Origin of the sequence: Mesorhizobium sp. CU3 (assembly GCF_006442965.1) — a bacterium.
Lineage (GTDB): Bacteria > Pseudomonadota > Alphaproteobacteria > Rhizobiales > Rhizobiaceae > Mesorhizobium.
In genome coordinates, this window is sequence record NZ_VFWX01000009.1 from 18,632 (window position 1) to 42,747 (window position 24,116).

23 protein-coding genes are annotated in these 24,116 nt (G+C 63.7%); 16 read left to right on the forward strand and 7 right to left on the reverse strand.

Annotation, left to right across the window (positions count from 1 at the left end; all coding sequences use genetic code 11):
• Positions 1-32: 32 nt before the first annotated feature.
• From FJ988_RS15150 to FJ988_RS15160, 3 genes are all read left to right on the forward strand, one after another.
• Positions 33-1,340 carry a DUF6638 family protein gene (locus tag FJ988_RS15150; RefSeq protein ID WP_140819030.1) on the forward strand — a complete coding sequence of 436 codons (1,308 nt, stop codon included), beginning with the start codon at positions 33-35 and terminating at the stop codon, positions 1,338-1,340.
• 117 nt (positions 1,341-1,457) lie between these two features.
• Entirely contained in the window at positions 1,458-2,582 is a 1,125-nt protein-coding gene (locus tag FJ988_RS15155; protein ID WP_140819032.1) for a DUF2333 family protein, read from the forward strand.
• Between the two features lie 313 nt (positions 2,583-2,895).
• Positions 2,896-4,575, forward strand: a complete 1,680-nt coding sequence (locus FJ988_RS15160; protein WP_140819034.1) for a formate--tetrahydrofolate ligase — start codon at positions 2,896-2,898, stop codon at positions 4,573-4,575.
• Positions 4,576-4,641: 66 nt separating this feature from the next.
• Here FJ988_RS15160 and FJ988_RS15165 read toward each other — a convergent pair whose 3' ends face one another.
• On the reverse strand, positions 4,642-5,892 hold the full coding sequence (locus FJ988_RS15165) for a hypothetical protein (protein ID WP_140819036.1): 1,251 nt from the start codon (positions 5,890-5,892) through the stop codon (positions 4,642-4,644).
• A gap of 402 nt (positions 5,893-6,294) precedes the next feature.
• Positions 6,295-6,936 (reverse strand): cysteine hydrolase family protein, encoded by a 642-nt coding sequence (locus FJ988_RS15170; protein WP_140819038.1) that lies wholly within the window; start codon positions 6,934-6,936, stop codon positions 6,295-6,297.
• A 127-nt stretch (positions 6,937-7,063) separates the two neighbouring features.
• Here FJ988_RS15170 and FJ988_RS15175 point away from each other — a divergent pair, with 127 nt between their 5' ends.
• Positions 7,064-8,050, forward strand: coding sequence for a helix-turn-helix domain-containing protein (locus FJ988_RS15175; RefSeq protein WP_140819040.1), 987 nt, complete (start codon positions 7,064-7,066; stop codon positions 8,048-8,050).
• Here FJ988_RS15175 and FJ988_RS15180 read toward each other — a convergent pair.
• Positions 8,037-8,594, reverse strand: a complete 558-nt coding sequence (locus FJ988_RS15180; RefSeq protein ID WP_140819042.1) for a sugar O-acetyltransferase — start codon at positions 8,592-8,594, stop codon at positions 8,037-8,039. The genes FJ988_RS15175 and FJ988_RS15180 overlap by 14 nt on opposite strands.
• A gap of 192 nt (positions 8,595-8,786) precedes the next feature.
• Between FJ988_RS15180 and FJ988_RS15185 the strand changes: the two genes are divergently transcribed.
• From FJ988_RS15185 to FJ988_RS15210, 6 genes are all read left to right on the forward strand, one after another.
• The gene (locus tag FJ988_RS15185; RefSeq protein ID WP_140819044.1) at positions 8,787-9,248 is read left to right on the forward strand and encodes a DUF4126 domain-containing protein; all 462 of its coding nucleotides are present in this window, start codon (positions 8,787-8,789) and stop codon (positions 9,246-9,248) included.
• A complete protein-coding gene (locus FJ988_RS15190) occupies positions 9,245-10,621 on the forward strand; it encodes an FAD-containing oxidoreductase (protein ID WP_140819046.1) in 1,377 nt (458 codons plus the stop codon). Before FJ988_RS15185 ends, FJ988_RS15190 begins: the two co-directional genes overlap by 4 nt.
• Before the next feature lie 122 nt (positions 10,622-10,743).
• Positions 10,744-11,916, forward strand: coding sequence for an MFS transporter (locus FJ988_RS15195; RefSeq protein WP_140819048.1), 1,173 nt, complete (start codon positions 10,744-10,746; stop codon positions 11,914-11,916).
• A 159-nt stretch (positions 11,917-12,075) separates the two neighbouring features.
• A complete protein-coding gene (locus FJ988_RS15200; protein WP_140819050.1) occupies positions 12,076-13,131 on the forward strand; it encodes a succinylglutamate desuccinylase/aspartoacylase family protein in 1,056 nt (351 codons plus the stop codon).
• 240 nt (positions 13,132-13,371) lie between these two features.
• Positions 13,372-15,561 (forward strand): anthranilate synthase, encoded by a 2,190-nt coding sequence (locus FJ988_RS15205; RefSeq protein ID WP_140819052.1) that lies wholly within the window; start codon positions 13,372-13,374, stop codon positions 15,559-15,561.
• A 32-nt stretch (positions 15,562-15,593) separates the two neighbouring features.
• Complete coding sequence (locus FJ988_RS15210; RefSeq protein WP_181183549.1) at positions 15,594-16,523, forward strand: cation diffusion facilitator family transporter; 930 nt, start codon at positions 15,594-15,596, stop codon at positions 16,521-16,523.
• Positions 16,524-16,555: 32 nt separating this feature from the next.
• Here the strand turns inward: FJ988_RS15210 and FJ988_RS15215 are convergent, their stop codons facing one another.
• Positions 16,556-16,693 carry a hypothetical protein gene (locus tag FJ988_RS15215; protein ID WP_181183541.1) on the reverse strand — a complete coding sequence of 46 codons (138 nt, stop codon included), beginning with the start codon at positions 16,691-16,693 and terminating at the stop codon, positions 16,556-16,558.
• Positions 16,694-16,701: 8 nt separating this feature from the next.
• A complete protein-coding gene (locus FJ988_RS15220; protein ID WP_140819056.1) occupies positions 16,702-17,787 on the reverse strand; it encodes a hypothetical protein in 1,086 nt (361 codons plus the stop codon).
• Between the two features lie 100 nt (positions 17,788-17,887).
• On the opposite strand from FJ988_RS15220, the gene FJ988_RS15225 reads away from it, so the two are divergent.
• The 6 genes from FJ988_RS15225 to FJ988_RS15250 all read left to right on the forward strand — a co-directional run bounded on the left by FJ988_RS15225 (position 17,888) and on the right by FJ988_RS15250 (position 21,825).
• Positions 17,888-18,322 carry a DsrE family protein gene (locus FJ988_RS15225; protein WP_140819058.1) on the forward strand — a complete coding sequence of 145 codons (435 nt, stop codon included), beginning with the start codon at positions 17,888-17,890 and terminating at the stop codon, positions 18,320-18,322.
• A gap of 71 nt (positions 18,323-18,393) precedes the next feature.
• Positions 18,394-19,167 carry an SDR family NAD(P)-dependent oxidoreductase gene (locus tag FJ988_RS15230; protein ID WP_140819060.1) on the forward strand — a complete coding sequence of 258 codons (774 nt, stop codon included), beginning with the start codon at positions 18,394-18,396 and terminating at the stop codon, positions 19,165-19,167.
• 52 nt (positions 19,168-19,219) lie between these two features.
• Positions 19,220-19,531 (forward strand): putative quinol monooxygenase, encoded by a 312-nt coding sequence (locus tag FJ988_RS15235; protein ID WP_140819062.1) that lies wholly within the window; start codon positions 19,220-19,222, stop codon positions 19,529-19,531.
• Between the two features lie 41 nt (positions 19,532-19,572).
• Positions 19,573-19,821 (forward strand): type II toxin-antitoxin system Phd/YefM family antitoxin, encoded by a 249-nt coding sequence (locus FJ988_RS15240; RefSeq protein WP_140819064.1) that lies wholly within the window; start codon positions 19,573-19,575, stop codon positions 19,819-19,821.
• Between the two features lie 89 nt (positions 19,822-19,910).
• On the forward strand, positions 19,911-21,014 hold the full coding sequence (locus tag FJ988_RS15245; protein WP_140819066.1) for an AbrB family transcriptional regulator: 1,104 nt from the start codon (positions 19,911-19,913) through the stop codon (positions 21,012-21,014).
• Between the two features lie 58 nt (positions 21,015-21,072).
• The gene (locus FJ988_RS15250) at positions 21,073-21,825 is read left to right on the forward strand and encodes an SDR family NAD(P)-dependent oxidoreductase (RefSeq protein ID WP_140819374.1); all 753 of its coding nucleotides are present in this window, start codon (positions 21,073-21,075) and stop codon (positions 21,823-21,825) included.
• Positions 21,826-21,894: 69 nt separating this feature from the next.
• On the opposite strand, the gene FJ988_RS15255 is transcribed toward FJ988_RS15250, so the two are convergent.
• Complete coding sequence (locus FJ988_RS15255) at positions 21,895-22,671, reverse strand: esterase family protein (RefSeq protein WP_140819068.1); 777 nt, start codon at positions 22,669-22,671, stop codon at positions 21,895-21,897.
• Positions 22,672-22,674: 3 nt separating this feature from the next.
• A complete protein-coding gene (locus tag FJ988_RS15260; RefSeq protein WP_140819070.1) occupies positions 22,675-23,841 on the reverse strand; it encodes an ATP-grasp domain-containing protein in 1,167 nt (388 codons plus the stop codon).
• Positions 23,842-24,116 lie beyond the last annotated feature (275 nt).

Consider the following 24,116-nt stretch of genomic DNA (forward strand, 5'->3'; position numbering starts at 1 on the left):
ACCTTCTCCCCGTGAACGGGGAGAAGGTATAGATGACCCGCCCCGCTAAGAAACCCGACCTGCTGCGCGACAACGAGCTGATCTACGGCCGTTTGCTCACGGTCGACGAGCCGCATCTCATCCAGCGCTACAACAAGGCGCTCGTCGCCTTTGGTCTCGAACCGACGAAACTCGCAACCTTCCAGATCGACCGCACCGGCTTTTCGCCCGAGATCGCCGAGGAATGCGGCGACTACGACTATCTCGATCCCAACGAGGTCAACCGCCGCTTCATCATCCTGACGCCGTCGCAGATCGACCTGCCGGTGGTGCACACCGCTTTCTCCAACACCTCGCAGCTGATGTTCGAGTTCATGTCCAAGAACCAGCGCGCTATCGACGCGCTGACCATCAAGGACGTGATCTACGGCGAGATCGAGGATGCGGTTCCCAAGGTCAACGACATCGAGGACCTTTTGTCGATCAACCAGGTCGAGTTCAAGGTGCTGTCGGCCGAGGATGTGCTAGGCAAGGCGGCCGAACTCGGCAAGCTGGTCGACCGGCTTAAGCAGGAGCCGGACGCCTGGCGCGACAACGCCATGCTTCAGCGCATGGTCGATCTCGCCAAGGTCTGCGGCGACATCCGCGAGAACGCCCTGGTGCCCGACCAGGTGATCTTCCGCCACAACGCCTACTGGACCAGTCATTTCGGCGGGCTCTATGTCTTCGTCGATCCCGATATGACGACGGTGATCGGCGATCCGTCGACGCCCGGCTTCCGCCGTTCGCGGCCCTGGCAGGTCAGCTATCTGTCGATCAACGACGCCGACAAGGTGTTCCGCTTCCTGGCAGCCACCGGCCGCCTCGACCTGCCGCGCGCCTCCTGGATCGAGGCTTCCGGCTATCTTGAGCACCGCGCCGAGATGGTGGTGCGATCGCTGATCCGCGACGCAGAGCCCAACCGCAACCTGACCGACGTCGACAAGGTCTGGCTGCAGACCTGGATCCACGGCCATGCCGACCTGATCGCCAGCGACGGCAATTTCCCGTTCCTCAACGCCGCCAAGCGCGAGATCGCCCAACTCGGCCATCTCAAGATCGAGGATGTGCCGCCGCGCCAGCGCTTCCTGGTGGTTCGCGCCAAGCCCGATCATCCCGACGCCTGGCTGACCAACCAGCTGATCTCGGATTTCGTGCCGCAGGATTTCGTCTCGCGCTACGTCTTCAACAAGCCCGGTTTCTACAAGGACTATGACGGCTTCAGCGATGCCTGGCGCGCGCATGTTGTGGACGTGCTGAAAACCACATATTTGAAAGACAAGGTTGCGTTTCGCACGCGCCTTTACGGCTTGACTGACTAGAGCAATTCCAGGAAAAGTGTGGGCGGTTTTCCGCCCGGAATTGCGCCAAAACAAAGGGTTAGGGCAGATCGCCGTTTCCCTTGAAACGGTGAACTGCTCTAACGGGGTGCCACAGCCATGCTTGATCCGATCGTGAACTTCTTCACCCAGATTTTCCAAGGGGTAGGCCGCGGCATCGGCTTTCTCATCGGCATCATCCTGTGGCCGTTCATGTGGGTCGCCCGCTGGTACGGCCAGCGTGGCTGGATCCTGAAAGCGGTGGTCGGGCTGGCCCTGCTGGTGCTGATCGGCCTCTACGCCAATTTCTTCTACGCCACGCAATGGTGGAACAATTTCGACCCGAACTATCCCGACAAATACACTTTCGAGAAGCGCAACGTCTCGGCGGGTGAACAGGTGGCCGCCGGCACCGGTACCGATACGGCAAAGACCTGCGGCAACTCGGCGATCGCGCAAGTGGCGGCCGACCTGACCGACTTCAACGTCAACCAGAATGCCTGGATCTCGTCGATGATCCTCTACAAGCTCGGCCTGTTCGGCATCAACTGGGACGACACGCCCTGGATGGACAACAAGGCCTCGTTCCAGCGCGGCATCAACCAGGCGGTGCGGCGTACGGCGACCGAGCTTGCCGACAATCTCGGCCGCGTGCGCACCACCTCGCAGATCGACGCCGACCTGCAGGACGCGCGCGGCAATCTGCAGTTCGACGAATACACCTGGTATTTCGGCCTCAATCCGTTCGGCCCCAAGACGCCGACGCCGAGCTACTACCGCGACGCGGTTAGCAAGCTGCGCTCCTTCAATGCGCGGCTCGCCACCTGCCAGGCGACCTTCGACGCCCGCGCCGACAATCTCAAACAGTATATCGACCGCATCGCCTCGGACATCGGCTCGACCTCGGCGATCCTGAAGGAGCGCGCCGAGAACCACAACAACGGCTGGTTCGACTTCCGCGCCGACGACCGCTTCTGGTTCGCCTATGGCCAGCTCTATGGCTATTACGGCCTGATGAAGGGCGCCCAGGCCGACTTCGAGGACGTGATCAAGGAAAAGCACCTGCAGAGCCTGTGGGACACGATGGATTCGCAATTCGTCTCGGCGCTGCGCATCCAGCCCTTCATCATCGCCAATGGCCGCGAGGACGGCTGGCTGTTGCCGACGCATCTGACGACCATGGGCTTCTATATCCTCAGGGTGCGTTCCAACATGGTCGAGATCAGCAACGTTCTGACGCAATAAGGTCGGGATCCGTCGGTCCGGGCGATGGCGGATTTGCGCCCTCGCCCCTGTCGCTTTTCGCGCATTAGGCGGCTGTTTTGAGACGGCGGAGCCGCTTCCGCTCTGGCTTCTATACGCCGCAACGACCGGGGGCGCTCAGGACCCGAAGAGGGTCGAACCGGGAACAGCAGTATTTTTCTTAGCAGGAAACATAGTTGCATGAAAGTTGACGCCTCGACTGCGACAGGGATAGAACATCCCCAGCGCCGGCCCGGCGTCTCGAACATGCACCAGTGATCAAACCGTCCACCGTCCAATCCAGAGGAACGCCGTCATGGCCGAAGTGAAGTCCGACATCGAGATCGCGCGCGCCGCCAAGAAAAAACAGATCCAGGAGATCGGTGCCAAGATCGGCATTCCGACCGAGCATCTTTTGCCTTACGGCCACGACAAGGCGAAGATCTCGGCCGAGTTCATCAAGTCGGTCAAGGGCAACAAGGACGGCAAGCTGATCCTGGTCACCGCCATCAACCCGACGCCGGCCGGCGAAGGCAAGACCACCACCACCGTCGGCCTCGGCGATGGCTTGAACCGCATCGGCAAGAAGGCGATCGTCTGCATCCGTGAAGCCTCGCTCGGCCCGAATTTCGGCGTCAAGGGCGGCGCCGCCGGCGGCGGCTACGCGCAGGTGGTGCCGATGGAGGACATGAACCTCCACTTCACCGGCGACTTCCACGCCATCACCACCGCGCACAATCTGCTTTCGGCGCTGATCGACAACCATATCTACTGGGGCAACGAGCTCGGCATCGACACCCGCCGCGTCGCCTGGCGCCGCGTCATGGACATGAACGACCGTGCACTGCGCGAGATCATCTGCTCGCTCGGTGGCGTCGCCAACGGTTACCCGCGCGAAGCCGGCTTCGACATCACCGTGGCCTCTGAAGTCATGGCGATCCTGTGCCTCGCCACCGACCTGAAGGACCTGGAAAAGCGCCTCGGCGACATCATCGTCGCCTATCGTCGCGACAAGTCGCCGGTCTATGCCCGCGACCTCAAGGCCGACGGTGCCATGGCGGTGCTTTTGAAGGACGCCATGCAGCCCAACCTTGTGCAGACGCTGGAGAACAACCCGGCCTTCGTGCATGGCGGCCCGTTCGCCAACATCGCGCATGGCTGCAACTCGGTCGTCGCCACCACCACGGCGCTGAAGCTCGCCGACTATGTCGTGACCGAAGCCGGCTTCGGCGCCGATCTGGGCGCCGAGAAATTCTTCGACATCAAGTGCCGCAAGGCGGGCCTGAAGCCGGCGGCCGCCGTCATCGTCGCCACCGTGCGCGCCATGAAGATGAATGGCGGCGTCAAAAAGGAAGACCTCGGCAAGGAAAACATCGAGGCGGTCAAGAAGGGCTGCCTCAATCTCGGCCGCCACATCGAGAACGTGAAGCAGTTCGGCGTGCCGGCGGTGGTGGCGATCAACCACTTCACCACCGACACCGAGACCGAGATCCAGGCGATGAAGGACTTCGTCAAGGCACAGGGCGCCGAGGCGATCCTGTGCAAGCACTGGGCGCAGGGCTCGGCCGGCATCGAGGACCTGGCCAAGAAGGTGGTCGAAATCGCCGAATCCGGCGCCTCGCAGTTCTCGCCGCTCTATCCCGACGAGATGCCGCTGTTCGAGAAGGTCAACACCATCGTCAAGCGCATCTACCGCGGCGACGAGGCGATCGCCGACAAGTCGATCCGCGACCAGTTGCATGCCTGGGAACAGGCCGGCTACGGCAACCTTCCGGTCTGCATGGCCAAGACCCAGTACTCCTTCTCGACCGACCCGAACCTGCGCGGCGCGCCGACCGGCCACACCGTGCCGGTGCGCGAGGTCAGGCTCTCGGCCGGCGCCGGTTTCGTCGTCATCATCTGCGGCGAGGTCATGACCATGCCGGGCCTGCCCAAGGCACCGTCCTCGGAAAAGATCTTCTTGAACGAAGCCGGCCAGATCGAGGGCCTGTTCTAAGATTCTTCGGAAGCCAATGAAAAAGGGCGCCGCGGTGTCGCGGCGCCCTTTTTTTGTTCGAATTCCTCACGCCACCGTAGAGGATCCGAACTTCTTGATACCCGCGACCGACATGCCGACGAATTGGTCGAGTGTGGTGAAGAAGATATCCAGGCTGAAGCCGAACAGAAAAGCGAAGGTGAACAGGCTAAAGCCGATCCCCGAGACTTCGTCTCCCAGCTTGGTGCCCGGCGCAAAGAACCATGCCAGTACCATGCCGGCCAGGGCGCCTAGCGCTATCCTGTGTATCAATCGCGCCAGAGGCGGATTCGGCAGCAGCGGATTGAGGATCATCCGCATCTGGAACATGATCGCCCCCATTGCCCCATAGAGTGCCGGCAATATCCATAGGGCATAGGGACTGAGAACCGAACTGATCCCCCTGATCTGAGCGGTCATCGCCGGAATGGATTCCGGCGTGAGGGTAATCACGCCGGCCTGTTGCAGGAACCGCGTCGCTTCCTTGTAGTCATAGTTCACGTCGTCGGACGCCACATCTGTTGGTGGATCGTTGCTTTCGACGGGCGGAGCCTGCTGGGTCGAGGAAATACCGACGGCACAGATTCGATCTGTGTTCTCCTGGTCCGTATTGTAGAAATCGCTGTTTGCCGTCGGCTTCTTGTCGGACTCTTTTGAGGCGAACAGGCCGCAGTAAACGTCTTTCATCCCCCAAAGAGGAAACTTCGCGTCCTCGTTTATGAACCGTTGGGAATTAGCCCATAGTTCCACAAATTTCTGATTCAGCGAATGAAGGCTATCCTGCGCTTGATAGTAGGAGTCCTTCATCAAGCTAAAGTCCGTTGTCGACGTTCCGTTGGACAAAGCTTTCTGAAGTTGTTTTTGAGTGGCCCAGACCTGTCTGACCGATTGACTGAACCGGCCCGCAAAGTCGGTGTTGTCCAATTGATCGAGCTCCGATCTCAGAGCCGTGCCAACATTGTATTGATAGGTGAGGGTCGCCGTTACAATCATCAGCACAATCGAGACAAGTACCATGACGTATGTCGCCATCCGGGTTTTGAACGACATGTCGCCGGGGGACCAGCCGTCACGGAGAGCGACCAGCGTCGTAAACGGTACCACGCTGGAACAATCGTTCAGGGCTTTTTGCAAATCTGCGACCGCGGTTTGATCTGCAGCCGTGTTGCCGACGTGTTCGGCGTTACCGATGGCCACGAAAAGGGAATTGTCCTTGAACACTCCATAGCGACCATAGGCCGCCACCAGCTTGGCATCGGCGATCAGGCCGGACACGAGGGGATCGGCGGGCACGGTCATGGAACGCAGCCTCCCTCGCTCGTCAACCCAATACGCCAGGTACGTAGCCGTTGGCGGATGGGCAGCCGCAGGGATAGCCGGGCGGCCCGGGCGGCTGCGCCCAGCACCAGAAGAATTGCGTAAAGCATATCGTGCCCGGACCATGCGGGGGCACCTGCGCGAATGCGGGCCGAGGCAGCAGCGCGGCACCGATGGCCAGTGCCAAAACCATTGCCGTTCTTACTGCGCGCGCTTTCAATTCAGCCCCCGGTCACCTGCCGATCGAGCTCCTCGACTTCAAATCTACTTTTTAGAATAGCCTCAATGAGTTCTGTGAAATATGTCACGCGCTCACGCATTGTATTGCGCGCCAAAGCAAAAAGACGCCGCGTCGCAGCGGCGCTTTTGCCATTTCGACACTATTCATGCCGCATTACGCTTCAGCGCCCGCTGGTTCGACGCATAGATCGTATCGCGTTCCGGCATTGCGCCGGTCTTCAGGCAATCGATCCATTCCGTGGTCTTAAGCACTGCGGCGAAGCGCGACTGCAGCACCACGCTCACCACGCGGTGGATGTCTTGCGCCGACGCATAGCCCGCGCTGTTGGCGTAAGGCACCGAGCCCGAGGCATCCGACAGGAACTCGACCGCGAAGCCCATATGCACGGCATGGATGATGGTCGACAGGTCGCAATTATGCGTCATGTAGCCGACGACCGCGATCGTATCGATGGAATTGGCGCGCAGCCATTCCTCGAGATCGGTGCCTGTGAAGGCCGACGGCAGCGCCTTTTCGACATAGTGGTCGCGTCCGCGCCTGGCGATCTCGGGGTGCAGTTCGCCGCCATGGCTGCCTTTGGCGAAGATCGGCGAGGTCTCGGGCGCCATCTGCTTGACGACGACGATCTTGATCTCGGCGGCCGCGGCGGCGTCCATGGCCCGCGCCACATTGGCGACGCTCTCGCCGAAAGGCGGATGCTGGATGGCGAGATTGCCGCCGTCGTAATCGTTCTGGACATCGACGACGACAAGCGCGCGGCGCGGCTGATGGGCGGGGTTCGACATGGGTCGGTTCCTTTCGGCTAGCGTTGATGGGAGCAGGCTAGGCCGCTCCCCAATCGATAGAAAGTGGCCCGATTGACATCGTTCGAAAGAATTGGGACAATTGCGCATCCGATTGAAAGATGCCGTCGTGAAAACCCCGATCATCGTCACCGTCGCTTTCGACGGCATCAGCCCATTCCACCTTTCCGTGCCTTGCCTTGTGTTCGGCGCCGACCGTACCAAGCTCGGCCTGCCGCGTTTCGACTTCCGCGTCTGCGCTACGGAGCAAGGCACGCTCCATACGGATGCAGGATTGAGCATCGTGGTGCCTTACGGCCTCTCGGCGCTCGATGATGCCGACATCGTCATCATTCCAAGCTGGAAGGATCTCGAGGCGCCCCTTGCAGGGCCTTTCAACGACGCGCTGCAACGCGCTCATCGGCGCGGCGCGCTGATCGTCGGCCTGTGTCTCGGCACCTTCGCCATTGCCGGCGCCGGGCTGCTCGCCGGGCGCAAGGCGACGACGCATTGGGCCTATACCGACCGGTTGCAGGCGCTTCACCCCGACATCGCGATCGATGCGGACGTGCTCTACATCGATGACGGCGAAATCATCACCTCCGCCGGCGTCGCCGCCGGACTGGATTGCTGCCTGCACATCGTGCGCGCCCGCTATGGCGCCGAGGCAGCACTTCGGCTCGCCCGCCATGTGGTGCTTTCACCGCACCGCCAAGGCGGCCAGGCGCAGTTCATCGAGCGCCCTGTGGCGCCGACGCCGAATGCCGACCGGTTCGCGCACGCGCTCGACCAGGTGCGAGCAACGCTCAACGATGCCCACAGTCTCGACAGCGTCGCTGACACGGCCGGTCTCACCCGCCGCACCTTCACGCGCCGCTTCCAGAAAACCACCGGCACCAGTTTCGGCGACTGGCTGGCCGACCAGCGCGTGACGCTGGCGCAAAGGCTTTTGGAGCGAACGGACAAGTCTATGGATCAAGTCGCTTTCGAGGCTGGCTTCGGCAGCGCCACCTCGCTGCGCCAGCATTTCGCCGCACGGCTCCGGACCTCGCCGATGCAGTACCGGCGCGAATTTTCCAGAACCGCCCAGCTGTCGGAAGCGCTCAGCGGCGCGTGACCGCCCGCGCCGGATTGCCGACCACCGTCGTATTCGCAGCAACATCCCGCGTCACCACACTGCCGGCGCCGACGATGGCGCCATCGCCGATCGTAACGCCGGCAAGGATGACAGCACTGCCGCCGATCCAGGCATTGTCGCCGATCGTCACCGGCCTGGCGACCTCCAGCCCGGCTTGCCGCCCGGCGGCTTCGCGATGATGCTCGGCGCAATAGATCTGCACATTGGGACCGAGCAGCGTTTGCTTGCCGATGCGCACGGGCGCAGTGTCGAGGATGGTACAGCCGGCATTGAGAAAGGCCGCCTCGCCGAGGAAAAGGTTGAAACCATAGGCGCAATGGAACGGCGCCTCGATGCGCGCACCCTCGCCCACGCCGCCGAGCAGCGCCCGCAAAGCCGGGCCAAGATTGCCGCGCTGCCGCGGCGGCAGGCTGTTGTGCTCGAACAACGCATCGCGCGCAGTGACGCGCAGCGCCTCCAGTTCATCGTCGATGCAAGTATACCATTCGCCCGACGCCATCTTCGCTCGTTCACTTGTTATCATGGCGCGCCTCCCGCGTTCTCTGATTCCAAAGCATAATTCATTCCTGAGCATGATGCCGAAAAGTGTGAAGCGGTTTTCGGATGACATCATGCTTCTTGCCTTTGACTCCGAAAGCCCGTGGCCAAACGGCTTGCCTATGCTAGCCTGCCTTGCTCGGACCGAGCGAGGTTCCGATTTTTGAGGGGGTCGATCATGCTTTACCTGCTTGCCTTGCTTATCGGCGTTATTGCCGGCCTGCGCGCCATGACCGCGCCCGCCGCCGTCGCCTGGGGTTCTTATCTCGGCTGGCTTCCGGTCGCAGGTACCTGGGCCAGTTTCATGGGCCATTGGATTGCGGTCGGCATCTTCACCATCCTGGCCATCGTCGAGCTCGTCACCGACCAGTTGCCGTCGACGCCGAGCCGCAAGGTGCCGCAGCAGTTCGGCGCCCGTATCGTCATGGGCGCCTTCACCGGCGCGGTGATCGGCGCGACCGGCGGCGCCACCATCGGCGGCCTGATCGCCGGCGTCATCGGCGCCGTCATCGGCACGCTGGGCGGCGCCGAAGTGCGCGGCCGGCTGGCCGCAGCCTTCGGCAAGGATCCGCCGGCCGCCTTCATCGAGGACGCGGTCGCGATCATCGGCGGTCTGCTGATCGTGGCGGCCGTCGCATGACGGCCAGAAGCTTCGACGCCATCGTCATCGGCGCCGGCCAGGCCGGCACGCCGCTCGCCGGTCGGCTCAACGCGGCCGGCATGAGCGTGGCGCTGATCGAGCGCAAGCTCGTCGGCGGCACCTGCGTCAACACCGGCTGCATCCCGACCAAGACGATGGTGGCGAGCGCCTATGCCGCCCATCTCGCCCGCCGCGCCGCCGACTATGGCGTGACGCTCGGCGGTCCCGTCGGCGTCGACTACAAGGCGATCAAGACGCGCAAGGACAAGGTATCAGGCGCCTCCCGCACAGGGTTGGAGACCTGGATCGCGGGCATGGAGAAATGCACGCTCTACCGTGGCCATGCGCGCTTCGAATCCGCCAACACCGTGCGTGTCGGCGACGAATTGCTGACGGCGCCAAAGATCTTCCTCAACACCGGCGGCCGCGCCTCGGTGCCCGACCTGCCCGGTATCAGCGATATCCCCTATCTCACCAATTCCTCGATGATGGACCTTGATGTCCTGCCCGACCACCTGATCGTCGTCGGCGGCAGCTACATCTCGCTCGAATTCGCGCAGATGTTCCGCCGCTTCGGGTCGCAGGTGACGGTCATCGAGCGCGCGCCGCGGCTGACCGGCCGCGAGGACGAGGAAACCTCGGCGGTCATCCTGTCCATCCTCGAAAACGAGGGCATCGCCGTCCATCTCGGCGCCGACGACATATCCTTCGCCAGGACGGGCAACGAGATTGCCGTCACTTTTTCCGCCGGCAAGCCGCCAGCGGTCGGCTCGCATGTGCTTCTGGCGCTTGGCCGCACGCCCAACACCGACGATCTCGGCTTGGACAAGGCCGGCGTCGCGGTCGACCAGCGCGGCTTCGTCACAGTCGACGACCAGTTGCGCACCAGCGTGCCCGGCATCTGGGCGATGGGCGATTGCAACGGCAAGGGAGCCTTCACCCACACCTCCTACAACGACTACGAGATCGTCGCCGCCAATCTGCTCGACAACGATCCGCGCAAGGTGAGCGACCGCATCGAGGCCTATGCGCTCTACATCGACCCGCCGCTCGGCCGCTGCGGCATGACCGAGGCCGCGGTGAAGAAATCGGGCCGCCGCGCGCTGGTCGGCCAGCGGCCGATGACCCGCGTCGGCCGCGCCGTCGAAAAGGGCGAGACGCAAGGTTTCATGAAGATCCTGGTCGATGCCGACACTAGGGAAATCCTTGGCTGTGCCGTGCTCGGTCCCGGCGGCGACGAAGCCGTGCACTGCGTGCTCGACCTGATGTACGCCAAGGCCCCGGTCGACACGCTGGCGCGGGCGATGCATATCCATCCCAACGTCTCGGAACTGTTGCCGACCATCGCCCAGGAGCTCAAACCGCTGGCCTGATGTGCCGGCCCATTGGTAGCCGCTCTCGTCTTTCTGCATTGCTGCGTTGCAACAATGACGCTTGTGCGCCTGGCCCGACTAAAGTCAGTCTCGGGTTTGAACCGATTCATTCCGGACATTCCATGCCGCTGCCGATCCTAGCGCTCGCCATTGCATCCTTCTGCATCGGCACCACCGAATTCGTCATCATGGGCCTGCTGCCGGAGGTCGCCGCCGACCTCGGCGTCTCGATCCCGTCGGCCGGGCTTTTGGTCACCGGCTATGCGCTGGGCGTCGTCTTTGGCGCGCCGATCGTCGCCATGGCTACCGCGCATCTGCCGCGCAAGCCGGTGCTGGTCGGGCTTACGGCTTCATTCGTCATCGGCAATCTGTTCTGCGCCATCGCTCCCGATTACTGGACGCTGATGGCCGCGCGTGTCTTCACCGCCCTGGGGCACGGGGCTTTCTTCGGCATCGGCTCGGTCGTTGCCGCCAGCCTGGTGCCGCGCAACAAGCGCGCCAGCGCGATGGCGCTGATGTTTGCCGGCCTGACGCTCTCCAACATTCTGGGCGTTCCCGCCGGCACCGCGCTCGGCGAGGCCTTTGGCTGGCGCGCTACTTTCCTGGCCGTCGTCGGCATCGGCCTGATCTCGGTCGCCGCCATCGCCTGGCTGGTACCGTCGGATGTCACCGAACCCAGCGGCGGCGGCCTGCGCGGCGAGTTGCGCGTACTCGGCAAGCTGCAGGTCTGGCTGGCCATGCTGATCGCCTCGCTCGCCTCCGCCAGCCTGTTCGCCGTCTTCACCTACATCAAGCCCTATCTTACCGACGTCTCCGGCCTGTCGACTTCGACCGTCACCTGGGTGCTGCTGCTCTTCGGCGCCGGCATGACCATCGGCAACATCATCGGTGGCAGGTTGGCCGACTGGAAGCTGATGCCGACGGTGATCGCCACGCTCTCCGCCATGGCCTTGCTCTTCGTCGTCTTCACCGAGCTCGGCTCGACGGCGAGCGTAGCCATCGCCATCGTTTTTCTGTGGGGCATGCTGATCTTCATCGTCGTGCCGCCGCTGCAGATCCGCGTCGTCGAGGCGGCGGCCGAGGGTCCCAACCTTGCCGCGACGCTCAACCAGGGCGCCTTCAATGTCGGCAATGCCAGCGGCGCCTGGATCGGCGGCCTCGCCATCTCCTGGGGCGTCTCCTACGCCAACCTGCCGCTGGTCGGCGCCGCCCTGGCGGTCCTGGCCGTCACGGTCGCGGTGTTGTCGCAGGCGCTCGACCGCCGTGCGGTGGTGCAGGCGCAGCCGGCCGAATAAGGCTCGGCGACTTCGCCCGTAGCCAGTTCGGCGTCTTCGCCGTAACCAGGTTCGGCGGCTTCGCCGCAGTTGCCCTGCCCCGACAGTCCGCCCGGCTGGACCACTCGACAGCCCCACTGCAACAAGGCATGGGTGGACCCTCTTCCTTCGGAGGCGTCCATGCAAAAGACCATCGAGCGCATCGCCGGCGACAGCGACGGCACCGCTTACGAATTTCCGGTGTTCCGTTTCGACGGTACGGACAAGGCGGCACCCTCGGCCTATCTGCAGGCAGCCCTTCATGCCGGCGAATTGCCGGGCGTCGTGGCCATCGACGCGCTGATGCCGATGCTGGCCAAGGCGGAAGCGGAAAAGCGCATCAGGGGCGCCATCACCATTGTCCCCTGGGCCAACCCGATCGGCCGGTCGCAGTATCATTTCGGCGAGCATCAGGGTCGTTTCCACCTCGGCACGAGGGTAAACTTCAACCGCGGCTTTCCGCTGCTCGCGGCGCCCGACGCAAGGCTCTTGCCCGACACCAGCCTTGGCGGCGCCGACCAGCGGCTGAAGACGCGGCTGGTCCAGCTTTCGCTCGGCCGCGACATCGTACTCGACCTGCATTGCGACGATGAAGGCCTGCCCTACCTCTACATCCACACCAGCCTGTGGCCGCATATGGCCGACTGCGCGGCGGCCATGGGCATCGATGCGGTCGTGCTGTGGAGCGAAGACACCGACGGCACCTTCGAAGGCGCCTCGATCATGCCCTATCAAAACGTGCCGGCCAGCGTCGCGCGTTTCGAGCGCCGCGCTGTCACAACGGTCGAATATCGCGGCATGCTCGACGTCAACGGAGCTTATGCCGCCTCCGATGCCGCCGGCCTCTATCGCCTGCTGGTGACGCGCGGCGTCGTTCAGGACTCGTCTATCCCGAAGTTCGAGAAATTTGCCGGTCCTGTCGTGCCGCTGGAAAACATCGACATGATGCCTTCACCCAAAGCCGGCGCGATCCTTTACGACGTCAAGCCCGGCGATCGCGTCGCCAAGGGCGACAGGCTGGCGACCATTGTGCATGCGCCAGGCGAGGCCGGCGGCCGCACGGAGGTGTTCGCGCCGCAGTCCGGCTTCATCCTGACCCGCCGCTCGCGCCGCATCATCCGCGCCGGCGAGGACCTTTTGAAGCTGGCCGGCGACAAGCGCAGCGGCGACGCAAGGTCGGGCACGCTGGAGGATTGAGGCCTCGGTCGCTTCACCATGCGCGTGAAATCCGGTTGCACGGGCCTCCATTCGCCGCTATGGGAGTCGGCCATGAACATGCGTTCGAACAAGACCATTTGGTGGTGGGCTCGCTGACAGCGGCCTATTCGAACGCGTGCGCGTGAAAGTAGAGGGTGGCCGCAACGGAATGTCCGGGCGGCCATTTGTTTTTTAAAGCCATTCCCGGGTCCGTTGCCCAAAACGCTGATGGAGACGGCAATGACGACGACAGTTCTGGACAACGGGGCCGAGCGCTTCGTCACCGCCGGCGGCGTGACGATCACCCGCGAACGCCACGACAGACCCTATGAAGGCGCGATCGATGCCTATGTCGACGGCCTGAATTCGCGCCGCGGCGCGGTGTTTTCCTCCAATTACGAATATCCGGGACGCTACACGCGCTGGGATACGGCCATCATCGATCCGCCGCTGGTGATCTCCGCGCGCGGCCGCGCGATGCGCATCGAGGCGCTGAACAAGCGCGGCGAGGCGCTGCTGCCGGTGATCGGCAAGACGCTGGCCGCTCTTGATGAGGTCACTATCGCCGAGACCTCGAAGACGCTGATCCGCCTCGACGTCGCCAAGCCGGGCCGCGTCTTCACCGAGGAAGAGCGCAGCCGCGTTCCGTCGGTGTTCACCGTGCTGCGCGCCATCACCGCTTTGTTCAAGACCGCGGAAGACGCCAATCTCGGCCTCTACGGCGCCTTCGGCTACGACCTCGCCTTCCAGTTCGACCCGGTCGACTACAAGCTGGAGCGCAGAGAGAGCCAGCGCGACCTGGTGCTGTTCCTGCCCGACGAGATCCTGGTCGTCGACCATTATTCGACCAAGGCATGGACCGACCGCTACGACTATTCCGGTGAAGGCTTCTCGACCGAAGGCCTGCCGCGCGACGCCCATGCCGAGCCGTTCAGGACCGCCGACCGCATCCCGCCGCGCGGCGACCATGAGCCCGGCGAATACGCCAACCTGGTGCGGCGCGCCATGGAGAGCTTCAAGCGCGGCGACCTGTTCGAGGTCGTGCCTGGACAGATGTTCTACGAGCGCTGCGAGACCCAGCCCTCCGACATCTCTCGCAAGCTGAAGTCGATCAACCCGTCGCCCTATTCCTTCTTCATCAATCTCGGCGAGAACGAGTATCTGATCGGCGCCTCGCCGGAGATGTTCGTGCGCGTCAACGGCCGGCGCGTCGAGACCTGCCCGATCTCGGGCACCATCAAGCGCGGCGACGACGCCATCTCCGATAGCGAGCAGATCCTCAAGCTGCTCAATTCCAAGAAGGACGAGTCCGAGCTCACCATGTGCTCGGACGTCGACCGCAACGACAAGTCGCGCGTCTGCGAACCGGGCTCCGTGCGCGTCATCGGCCGCCGCCAGATCGAGATGTATTCGCGCCTGATCCACACCGTCGACCACATCGAGGGGCGGCTGCGCGAAGGCATGGACGCCTTCGATGCGTTCCTGTCGCACGCCTGGGCCGTCACCGTCACCGGCGCGCCGAAGCTGTGGGCCATGCGCTTCATCGAGCAGAACGAGAAGAGCCCGCGCGCCTGGTATGGCGGCGCGATCGGCATGGTCAATTTCAACGGCGACATGAACACCGGGCTGACCTTGCGCACCATCCGCATCAAGGACGGCATCGCCGAGGTGCGCGCCGGCGCCACGCTGCTCTTCGACAGCATTCCCGAGGAAGAAGAGGCCGAAACCGAACTGAAGGCATCCGCCATGCTCTCCGCCATCCGCGACGCCAAGACCGGCAACGCCACCGGAACCGAGCGCACCACCGCGCGCGTCGGCGACGGCGTCAACATCCTGCTCGTCGACCACGAGGATTCCTTCGTCCACACGCTGGCCAACTACTTCCGCCAGACCGGCGCCAACGTCTCCACCGTCCGCACGCCGGTGCCGGAGGAAGTCTTCGAGCGGCTGAAGCCCGATCTCGTCGTGCTGTCGCCCGGCCCCGGCACGCCGAAGGATTTCGACTGCGCCGCCACCATCAAGAAGGCGCGCGCCCGCGACCTTCCGATCTTCGGCGTCTGCCTCGGCCTGCAGGCGCTGGCCGAAGCCTATGGCGGCGAGCTCAGGCAATTGCACATCCCGATGCACGGCAAGCCCTCGCGCATCCGCGTCTCCAAGCCCGGCATCATCTTCTCCGGCCTGCCCAAGGAAGTGACCGTCGGCCGCTACCACTCGATCTTCGCCGATCCGGTGCGCCTGCCCGACGGTTTCGTGGTCACCGCCGAGACCGAGGACGGCGTCATCATGGCCTTCGAACACCGCAAGGAGCCGATCGCCGCGGTGCAGTTCCACCCGGAATCGATCATGACGCTCGGCCACAATGCCGGCATGCGCATCATCGAGAACATCGTCGCGCACCTGCCGCGCAAGGCGAAGGAGAAGGCCGCCTAGCGCGGCTTGGCGGGATGGCTGCGACGATGACGATGACCACGGCGGAAGTCAGGGAGGCGACAAGACAAAAGGTCGCCAGCCTTGCGTTCTGGTCGATCGTCGTCGCCTGCGTCGTGCTGGCCCTCAAGGTTATCGCCTGGTACATCACCGGGTCTGTCGCCCTTTATTCGGACGCAGCGGAATCGATCGTCAACGTCATCGCTTCGATCGCGGCTTTCTGGGCCATCCAGGTCAGCTACAAGCCCGCGGACCAGGACCATCCGTTCGGCCATCACAAGGCCGAATACTTCTCGGCCGTCCTGGAAGGCGTGCTGATCGTCGTCGCGGCTCTGCTGATCATCAACGAGGTCTGGCGATCCTGGCAGCAGCCGGCGCCGCTGGAACAGCCCTGGCAGGGCCTTGCCGTCAACGGTGTCGCGACCGTGATCAACGCGATCTGGGCCTGGATGTTGATCCGCGCCGGGCAGAACGCGAAGTCGCCAGCCCTGACCGCCGACGGCCAGCACATCATGACCGATGTCGTGACGTCCGTCGGCGTGCTCGGCGGCCTTGTCGGCGCCGTGCTTACCGGCTGGCAGATTCTCGATCCGGCGCTTGCGGTTATCGTCGCGCTGAACATCCTGTGGCAGGGCTGGCACGTCATCGGCTCGTCGATGAACGGGCTGATGGACCGCGCCGTCGACAATCAGGAACACCTGCAGATCCGCGACATCATCTCGGCGAATTCCAAGGGCGCGCTGGAGGTGCATGACCTGAAGACGCGCATCGCCGGTCGCGCCACCTTCATCGAGTTCCATCTGGTCGTCGACGCCGACATGACGGTCGGCGCCAGCCACGTCATCTGCGACCGCATCGAGGACGCGCTGAAAGCCGAAATCCCCTCGGTGCGCGTCACCATCCATGTCGAGCCGGACGACGAGGCCAAGCTGCCGAAAGGCACGACCGCGGTGCCTTTCGCTTGACGGTCACCAGGTCTTAGGCTTTCGACAAGCGATCAATAGAAGATGTCGTCGAGAGCCGGGCGTATCTGTTCCGCCGACTGCTCCAGCGCAGCTTCGACGAAATCGTCGTCGAGCGGCCCGATCACTTGGTCGAGCCACTGCCAGTCCTGTGAAAGCGTTTCTTCGACCATTGGCGACCTCATGGAGCACAAGCCGACTGCGGCATTGGCTGCAGCCGATAGACCTTGTCGTCGGACCTGGTCTTGCCGTCCGCCGCTTTCGAGCACAGATCGACGACCGCCACCGCACTGTTGGGGTTGGCGACCATCATCGTGCCGTTCGGGCCGCGCTTGAGGAAAATCTCCTTCTGCGAGATGTCGCAGGAGAAATCGCTCATCTTCGAGCTTGCCGAGCAGCGCCACTGGTCGGCCTCGCCCTGGCAGGAATAGGTCTGCGTGACCTTGGCGCCCTTTTGCCTCGTCGTCACCGAAACGGCTATGTCGGCGCCATCCGGCCAGTTCGCCTTGTCGCCGCCGGCGGCGAAGGAGGCAAGCTCGACCGGACCGCGAAAGATGCGGATCGACCGCGTCATCTGGTTGGGATGCGACTTCAGATGCGCGTCGTCATAATCGCGGCCGTAGCAGAAGGGCTGGTCGGGCTTCAGCCGCACGCGCAGCGGGTCGCCGAGCGCCGGGTCGATCGGATCGATGCGCGAAAACTCCGCCTTGCAGGCGTCGGCCGGCATCGGATCGAGCTTGAAATTATCGTCCTCTGAGCCGAGCTGCTGCCTGGCGTACTCCGCCTTGCTCATCGACTCCGACGCGTCGGGGTCGAGAAAAACGTCCGGCGACAGGCCGGAGAGCAGAAGCTTGCCCTTGTCGTCGACTTTCAGAGAGGCAAGCGAGCGGTCGCAATCCATGCCGCAGCCTATGCCGCTCGAAGGGTCGCTCGGATCGCTCTTGTGGCACCAACTGCTCGCCCATTCCGGCTTCTTGGCGCCGCGCACCGTGGTGGTGAGGAAGCCGTTATAGGAAGTATCTTGGTTGGCGGGAGGTTCTTCGTTCGGGCGGCTGACCGGATCGTGGCCGTAGAAGAAGAAGATGCGCGCCACCTTCTGGTGCTGATGCGCCTTCAGATGCGCCGCGTCGTAGACGCGGCCGAAGCAGACATCGGCACCGGTCGGGCTGAGTTCGGGGAGATTGGGCGGCTGTTCGGCGCGCGCAGCGCCTGCAAGAGCGAAAAGGCCAACGCCAAACGCCAGGCCCGCCAGGGTCCTCGATGCCATAATGATCCTCCTCCCGCCGACAGGACGGCGTTATGCTAGTCTAGGAGCGCGCCTTGGGCCACGCAAAATTGCGCGAGCGGGCGAAGCGAGGGAGAACGCGATGCTGCGCCGTGACATGTTTCGAGCCGGCCTGGCCGGCGCCGCCGGCCTTTTCGGCCTCAGCCGTGCGAACGCCGCCACGGCCGGGGGCAAGCTTAAGGTCGCCTATCACCTCAGCGATGCCGACAAGGTCAATTTCGTCCTCGGCAACATCAAGAACCACTATGAGGGCACCGGCGGCAATGTCGACATCGTGCTGGTCGTGCATGGTCCGGCCCTTTCGGCCTTCAAGGCCAAGGGCGCGTCCGGCGCAACGTCGAGCCGCTTCGCCGGCCTCGTCCAGCAGGGGCTGGTTCCACAAGCTTGCGGCAACACCCTGCGCGGTATGGACATCACGCTGACCGACCTGCTGATCGGCTTCCAGCTTGCCGACAAGGGCGGCGTCGTGAAGCTCGCGGAGTTGCAGAGCCAGGGCTATGTCTATCTTCGACCCTGATTGCGCGCGGACTTGAACGCCAGGCCGGCAATGGCCTACGAAAATACAGGACATTCCGGAGGCCCGTCCCCATGACGACACTCGCCATTCCAGACCTTGCCGGCAAGGTGGTGCTTGTCACCGGCGCTTCGACCGGCATCGGCGCCGCGCTCGCCAGCGCCTACGCGAAGCAGAAATGCCGCGTCGCGCTGCACTATAATTCGAGCCGCGAAGCTGCTGAGAACATAGCCAAGACGATCCGCGACGATGGCGGCGAGGTGTTTCTGGCCCAGGGCGACTTTTCGGTCGCCGCCGATGTCGAGCGCGTCGTCGAGCAGAGCGCAAAGCATTTCGGCCGGCTCGACGGCCTGGTCAACAATGCCGGCGGCATGCTCGGCCGCATCGCCTATGCCGACCAGGACGAGGCGCAGTACGATGCGGTGATGGACCTCAACGCGCGCTCGGTGCTGACCGCTTCGCGCAAAGCGATCCCGTGGCTGAAGCGCCAGGGCGGCTTCATCATCAACACCACGTCGATCGCCGCCCGCAACGGCGCCGGCGGCGGCGCCGGCCTCTACGGCTCCTCCAAGGCCTTCGTCTCCAACGTGACGCGTGGCATGGCCAAGGAGCTGATCGGCTTCGGCATCCGCGTCAACGCCGTCGCGCCCGGCACTATCCTGACGCCGTTCCACGAGCGCTACTCCACCGCCGAGCAGATCAAGGCAATGGTCTCGACCATCCCCCAGGGCCGCGCAGGCACCGCCGAAGATTGCGTCGGAGCCTATCTGTTCCTGTCGTCGGACCTGTTGAGCGGCTACATCATCGGCCAGGTGATCGAGGTCAATGGCGGCCAGTTGATGCCGTGAGCCGCCGATTGCATACTGGACGTCGCGTGCAACCTGGAGGGAGAGCAAGGGCATGTACGGACTGATCGGCAAGATGCGGGCGGCGCGCGGCCAGCGCGATGCGGTCATGGACGTACTTCGCGAAAGCACCGGTGCTCTCCCCGGCTGCCTGAGCTACATCATCGCCACCGATCCGGTCGACGCCGACGCGATCTGGGTAACCGAAGTGTGGGATGACCAGGCCAGCCACAAGGCCTCGCTGCAATTGCCTGAAGTCCAGGCGGCGATCGCCAAGGCCCGCCCCTTCATCGCCGGCTTCGAATTCCAGGTCGAGACAAGGCCGGTCGGCGGGTTTGGACTGCCTGAAACGAAGCCGGCTGAATAAACGCTTAGTACGGACCTCCGCGAGGTCGGTCAGGAGTAACCTTGACCCGAGTTGTCGACATTCACGACGCGAAAATCCACTTCTCGCGCCTTGTCGATCAAGCAGCCAAAGGTGAGCCTTTCGTTATCGCCAAGGCCGGCAAGCCTTTGGTCAAGGTCATACCGATAGAGCAGCCTGCCTCGACGCAGGTGCAGCGGATTGGCTTCATGGCCGGGCAGTTCTCTGTTCCCGACGATTTCGATCACATGAGCGGCGATGCGATCGAGCGACTGTTCGATGGCAAGGCATAAGGGCGGTCTCTCAACAACGATGCACGCGAACATCCGTTTTCCAACGCATCGGGGTTCGCATTTCCTAGCTCCGGGTCTAAGACCAAAAGATGGATTCCTCACCGGAACAACCATCCCAGGATCAGGCGCCGGTTGAGCGCATGGCCCGCTGGCGTCAGCCGCGGCAATGGCTGGTGCTGTTGGTGGTCTCGCTGCTCTTCGCCGGCGCGCTGGAGCTTGCCGCCCTGCCGGCGGCGCTGCTCATCGGGCCGATGCTGGCGGCGATCCTTGCCGGCACCAACGGAGCCAGCGTGCGCGTGCCCCGTCTGCTGTTCGGCGCGTCGCAGGCGATCGTCGGCTGCCTGGTCGCAAGCTCGATCTCGGTCGATATCTTTCCGGTCTTCTACGCCGAATGGCCGCTCTTCCTCGGCGTCGTCGTCGCCACTGTCGCCGCCTCCAGTCTTCTTGGCTGGCTGATCAGCCGCTGGCGCATCCTGCCGGGCACCACTGCGGTCTGGGGCTCCACGCCGGGTGCCGCCACCGCCATGGTGCTGATGGCGGGCGCCTTCGGCGCCGACCAGCGCCTGGTCGCCTTCATGCAGTATCTGCGCGTCATCTTCGTCTCGATGACGGCCGCGCTCGTCGCCAAGATGTGGGTCGACACATCCGGCGTCGAGGTGCCGCCGATCGTCTGGTTTCCGCCGATCGATCCGCCGGCGTTTGCAGCCACCGTCGGCATTGCCATCGTCGGCGGCCTGTTGGGTAAGCTTTGCAGACTGCCCTCGCCGTTCTTTCTCGGCAGCTTCATCTTCGGTGCGGTCATCCATCTCGGCCTCGGCGTGCCGATGCAGTTGCCGCCCTGGCTGCTGGCGATCAGCTACGCCATGGTGGGCTGGTCGATCGGGCTGAACTTCACCCGGCCGATCCTGCGCCACGCGGCGCGCGCCCTGCCGCAGATCATCGGCTCGATCGTGGCGCTGATCGCCTTTTGCGGCGGCATGGCTTTCGTCATCAGCCACATGCTCGGCATCGACCCGCTGACCGCCTATCTGGCGACCAGCCCGGGCGGCATGGACAGCGTCGCTATCATCTCCGCCGCCGCGCAGGACGTCGACATCTCCTTCATCATGGCGCTGCAGTCGGCGCGTTTCCTGGTCGTGCTGCTCATTGGGCCAAGCGTAGCCAGGCTGGTGGCGCGAAACCTCAGGACCTGATCCGCGATATCCAAGGCAACATAAGAGAAGCGGAGGAGAAATGCCCATGAGCCGTCGTGTGAATGCCGTCGATCTTTCCGGCCGCGTCGCCGTGGTGACGGGCGGCGCGCAAGGCATCGGCCTTGCGGTCGCGCGCCGCCTGCTGTCTTCCGGCGTCGGCGTCGCGATATGGGACATCGACCAGGCGGCGATGAAGAACGCGGTTACCGAGCTCGCCTCGCTCGGACGCCTGGAGGCTTTTCTTTGCGACCAGTCGCAAATCGAGGCGGTGAACCATGCGGCGTCCGAGACCGAACGGGCGTTCGGGCAGGTCGATCTCCTCGTCAACAATGCCGGCATTGCCGGACCCGCGGCGACCGTCGTCGACTATGACCCCGCCGCCTGGCGTCAGATCATCGACATCGACCTCAACGGCGTCTTCTATTGCTGCAAGCGCCTGGTGCCCGGCATGATCGCCCGCAATTACGGCCGCATCGTCAACATCTCCTCGGTGGCCGGCAAGGAAGGCAACCCCAATGCCGCCGCTTATTCCGCCGCCAAGGCCGGTGTTCTCGCCTTGACTAAGTCGCTCGGCAAGGAGCTTGCAGGCCACGACATCGCCGTCAACGCGCTGACGCCTTCGCCGGCCCGCACCCGCATCCTGGAGCAGCTCACCGAAGCCCAGGTCGCCTACATGTTGGGCAAGGTGCCGCGCGGCCGCTTTGTCGAGGTCGAGGAAGCCGCCGCCATGATCGCCTTCATGCTGTCGGACGAGAATTCCTTCACCACCGGTGCGACCTTCGACCTTTCGGGCGGACGCACCACCTACTGAAATCCGGTCACTCTTCGCCGCCCCTCCTCGTTGCCCGGCGCGCCACGGCGCCCGAGCCGGCGTGCGATTTCAATCGAGCCGGTGCATCAGATCATCATCCAGCCAGCGGCCGAAGAAATAGACCAGCTGCTTGTGCCACCACGGCCAGTCATGGCTGACATCGCCGCCCCAATAGTCGACCCAGGCGGGGATCGACTTGTCGCGCAGCACCTGTTCAAGCTCGCGGGTTTCGGTGAGCATGCGCTCTTCCCAGGCACCCTGGCCGCAGCAGAAGATCAGGCGCAGCGCCCTGAGACGTCCGAGCAGCTTCTGGTCGACGATGCCCGGCAGATAGTTGAGCGGCGAATTGTAGAAGATGCTGCCTTCGAGCTCGCGGCCGAAGAAGTCGCGGGCCGAATAGACGCCGGACAGCGAGATAACGCCGCTGGCCAGATCCGGGAAGCGGAAGACGAAGTTCGACGAATGATAGCCGCCCATCGAGCAGCCGCTGAACAGCGGCTTCAAGGCGCGGCCGCCATTGGATTTGGCGGCGACCGCCTGCAATTCCGGCAGCGCCTCCTCGCGCACATAGCGGAAATAGGCCTCGTGCCGCGCGATGCGGTGCGCGGCATCGGCATGCTTGTTGAAGAAGGATTCCGAATCGATGCCGTCCAGCGTGAACAGTTGGATGCGGCCGGTGTCGATGAAGTCGGCAAGCGCTGCGACCCCGCCGGAATCCTCGAACTGGTAGAACCGCCCCTGTGAGGTCGGGAAGACCACCACCGGGCGGCCGGCATGGCCGTAGCGCTTGTATTCCATGTCGCGGCCGAGGTTGCGGGCATGGGCCTTGTGATAGGAGATGTCCATCGCTCAGGCCTTTTCCGCGTGGATGTAGTTGACCGCCTGGCGCAGCGCTTTCGCATCCTTCGAACGCATCTGGTAGGCGTAATTGCCCATGGCGCGACTGAAAACCTCTTCGATGGCCTGATGATGCACGATCTTGTCGCCGTGGGCGGCTAGCACGTCCGCATGGCTGTGCAAATAGCCGATGTGGCGTTTGCGGCTGGCATAGGCGGTGAAATACTTGCCCTTGTACGGGCCACCCGCGGCATCCTTGACCACCATGTCGGCCCAGGCGGCGTACACGTCGATGTCGAATGTGTAGTTGATAGCATCGGTCATCCAGGCGCCGGGCGGGCGCATGTTGACTTCGAGCGCGATGATGCGATTGTCCTTGGTTTCGAACAGCTCGATGTGGAAGAACCGCTCGCGCACGTCGAACGCCTTCAGGATTTTCCGGCCCGCCTCTTCGACCGCCGGGGTGATCTCGGGAAAGCAGGTGTAGCTCATATGGCGGTCCTTGTTGACCGCATCCATGATGCTCTGGTCGTAGCGGTGGCTGGCCGCCAGCACCACCTCGCCGTCGCGGTTGACCAGCCCGTCGAAGGTCACCACCAGCCCCTCGATGAACTGCTCCATGACGAAGGTCACGTCCTCCGGCTTCTCGCGGAAGAACTGATCGAGCTCTTTGGCGTTGGAGATCTTGAAGGTGTTGGAGGCGCCGGAGCCCTGATCCGGCTTCACCACCACCGGATAGCCGACCCGGCGGATGAAGGTCATGGCACCTGCGCGATCGGAGCATTTGCGCTGCGGAATGGTCTCTACGCCGCTTTTGCGGAAGAAGGCGCGCATGCGGCTTTTGCGCTTCAAATTCTTTACGAAATCGAGCTTGGTGCCGAAGATGTTGAAGTCGGTGCGGATGTTGGCCTCGAGCTCCAGCCAGTGCTCGTTGAGCGACTCGAAGCGGTCGATGCGGCCCCATTTGTGGATGAAGTGCCCCATCGCGCGGAACACCAGGTCGTAATTCTCCATGTCGGCGACCCGGTAATATTCGGAGAGCGACGCCTTCAGCTTGCCGCCCAGGCTCTCATAAGGCGCATCGCCGATGCCGAGCACGGTGGCGCCTGCCTTCTTCAGCCGGTCGCAGAACTCGGCGCCATTCGCCGGAAAATGCGGCGAGAAGAACACGAAATTCATGGATGACCCCCTCCCGGTGTCTCTCATCGGTAGCCAAGTCTGGCGCATTTGCGAGGCGCGGGGAAGTCCATCCGCGTCAGGCTGGCGTGAGGTGGATTGTCGTCAGCTATCCGCCGCGCTTGCCTCCGCCGGGCCGCTCCTGTAAGAGAGCCGTCATGACAACGCGCGTCCGCACCGTCGCTTCCGCTCGCACCGGCTTTGCCGGCGAGACCGCGCGCGCGCTCGCTTCGACCCTGCTTCTTCTCGGCCTTATCGGCGATCGCCGGGTTCGCTGA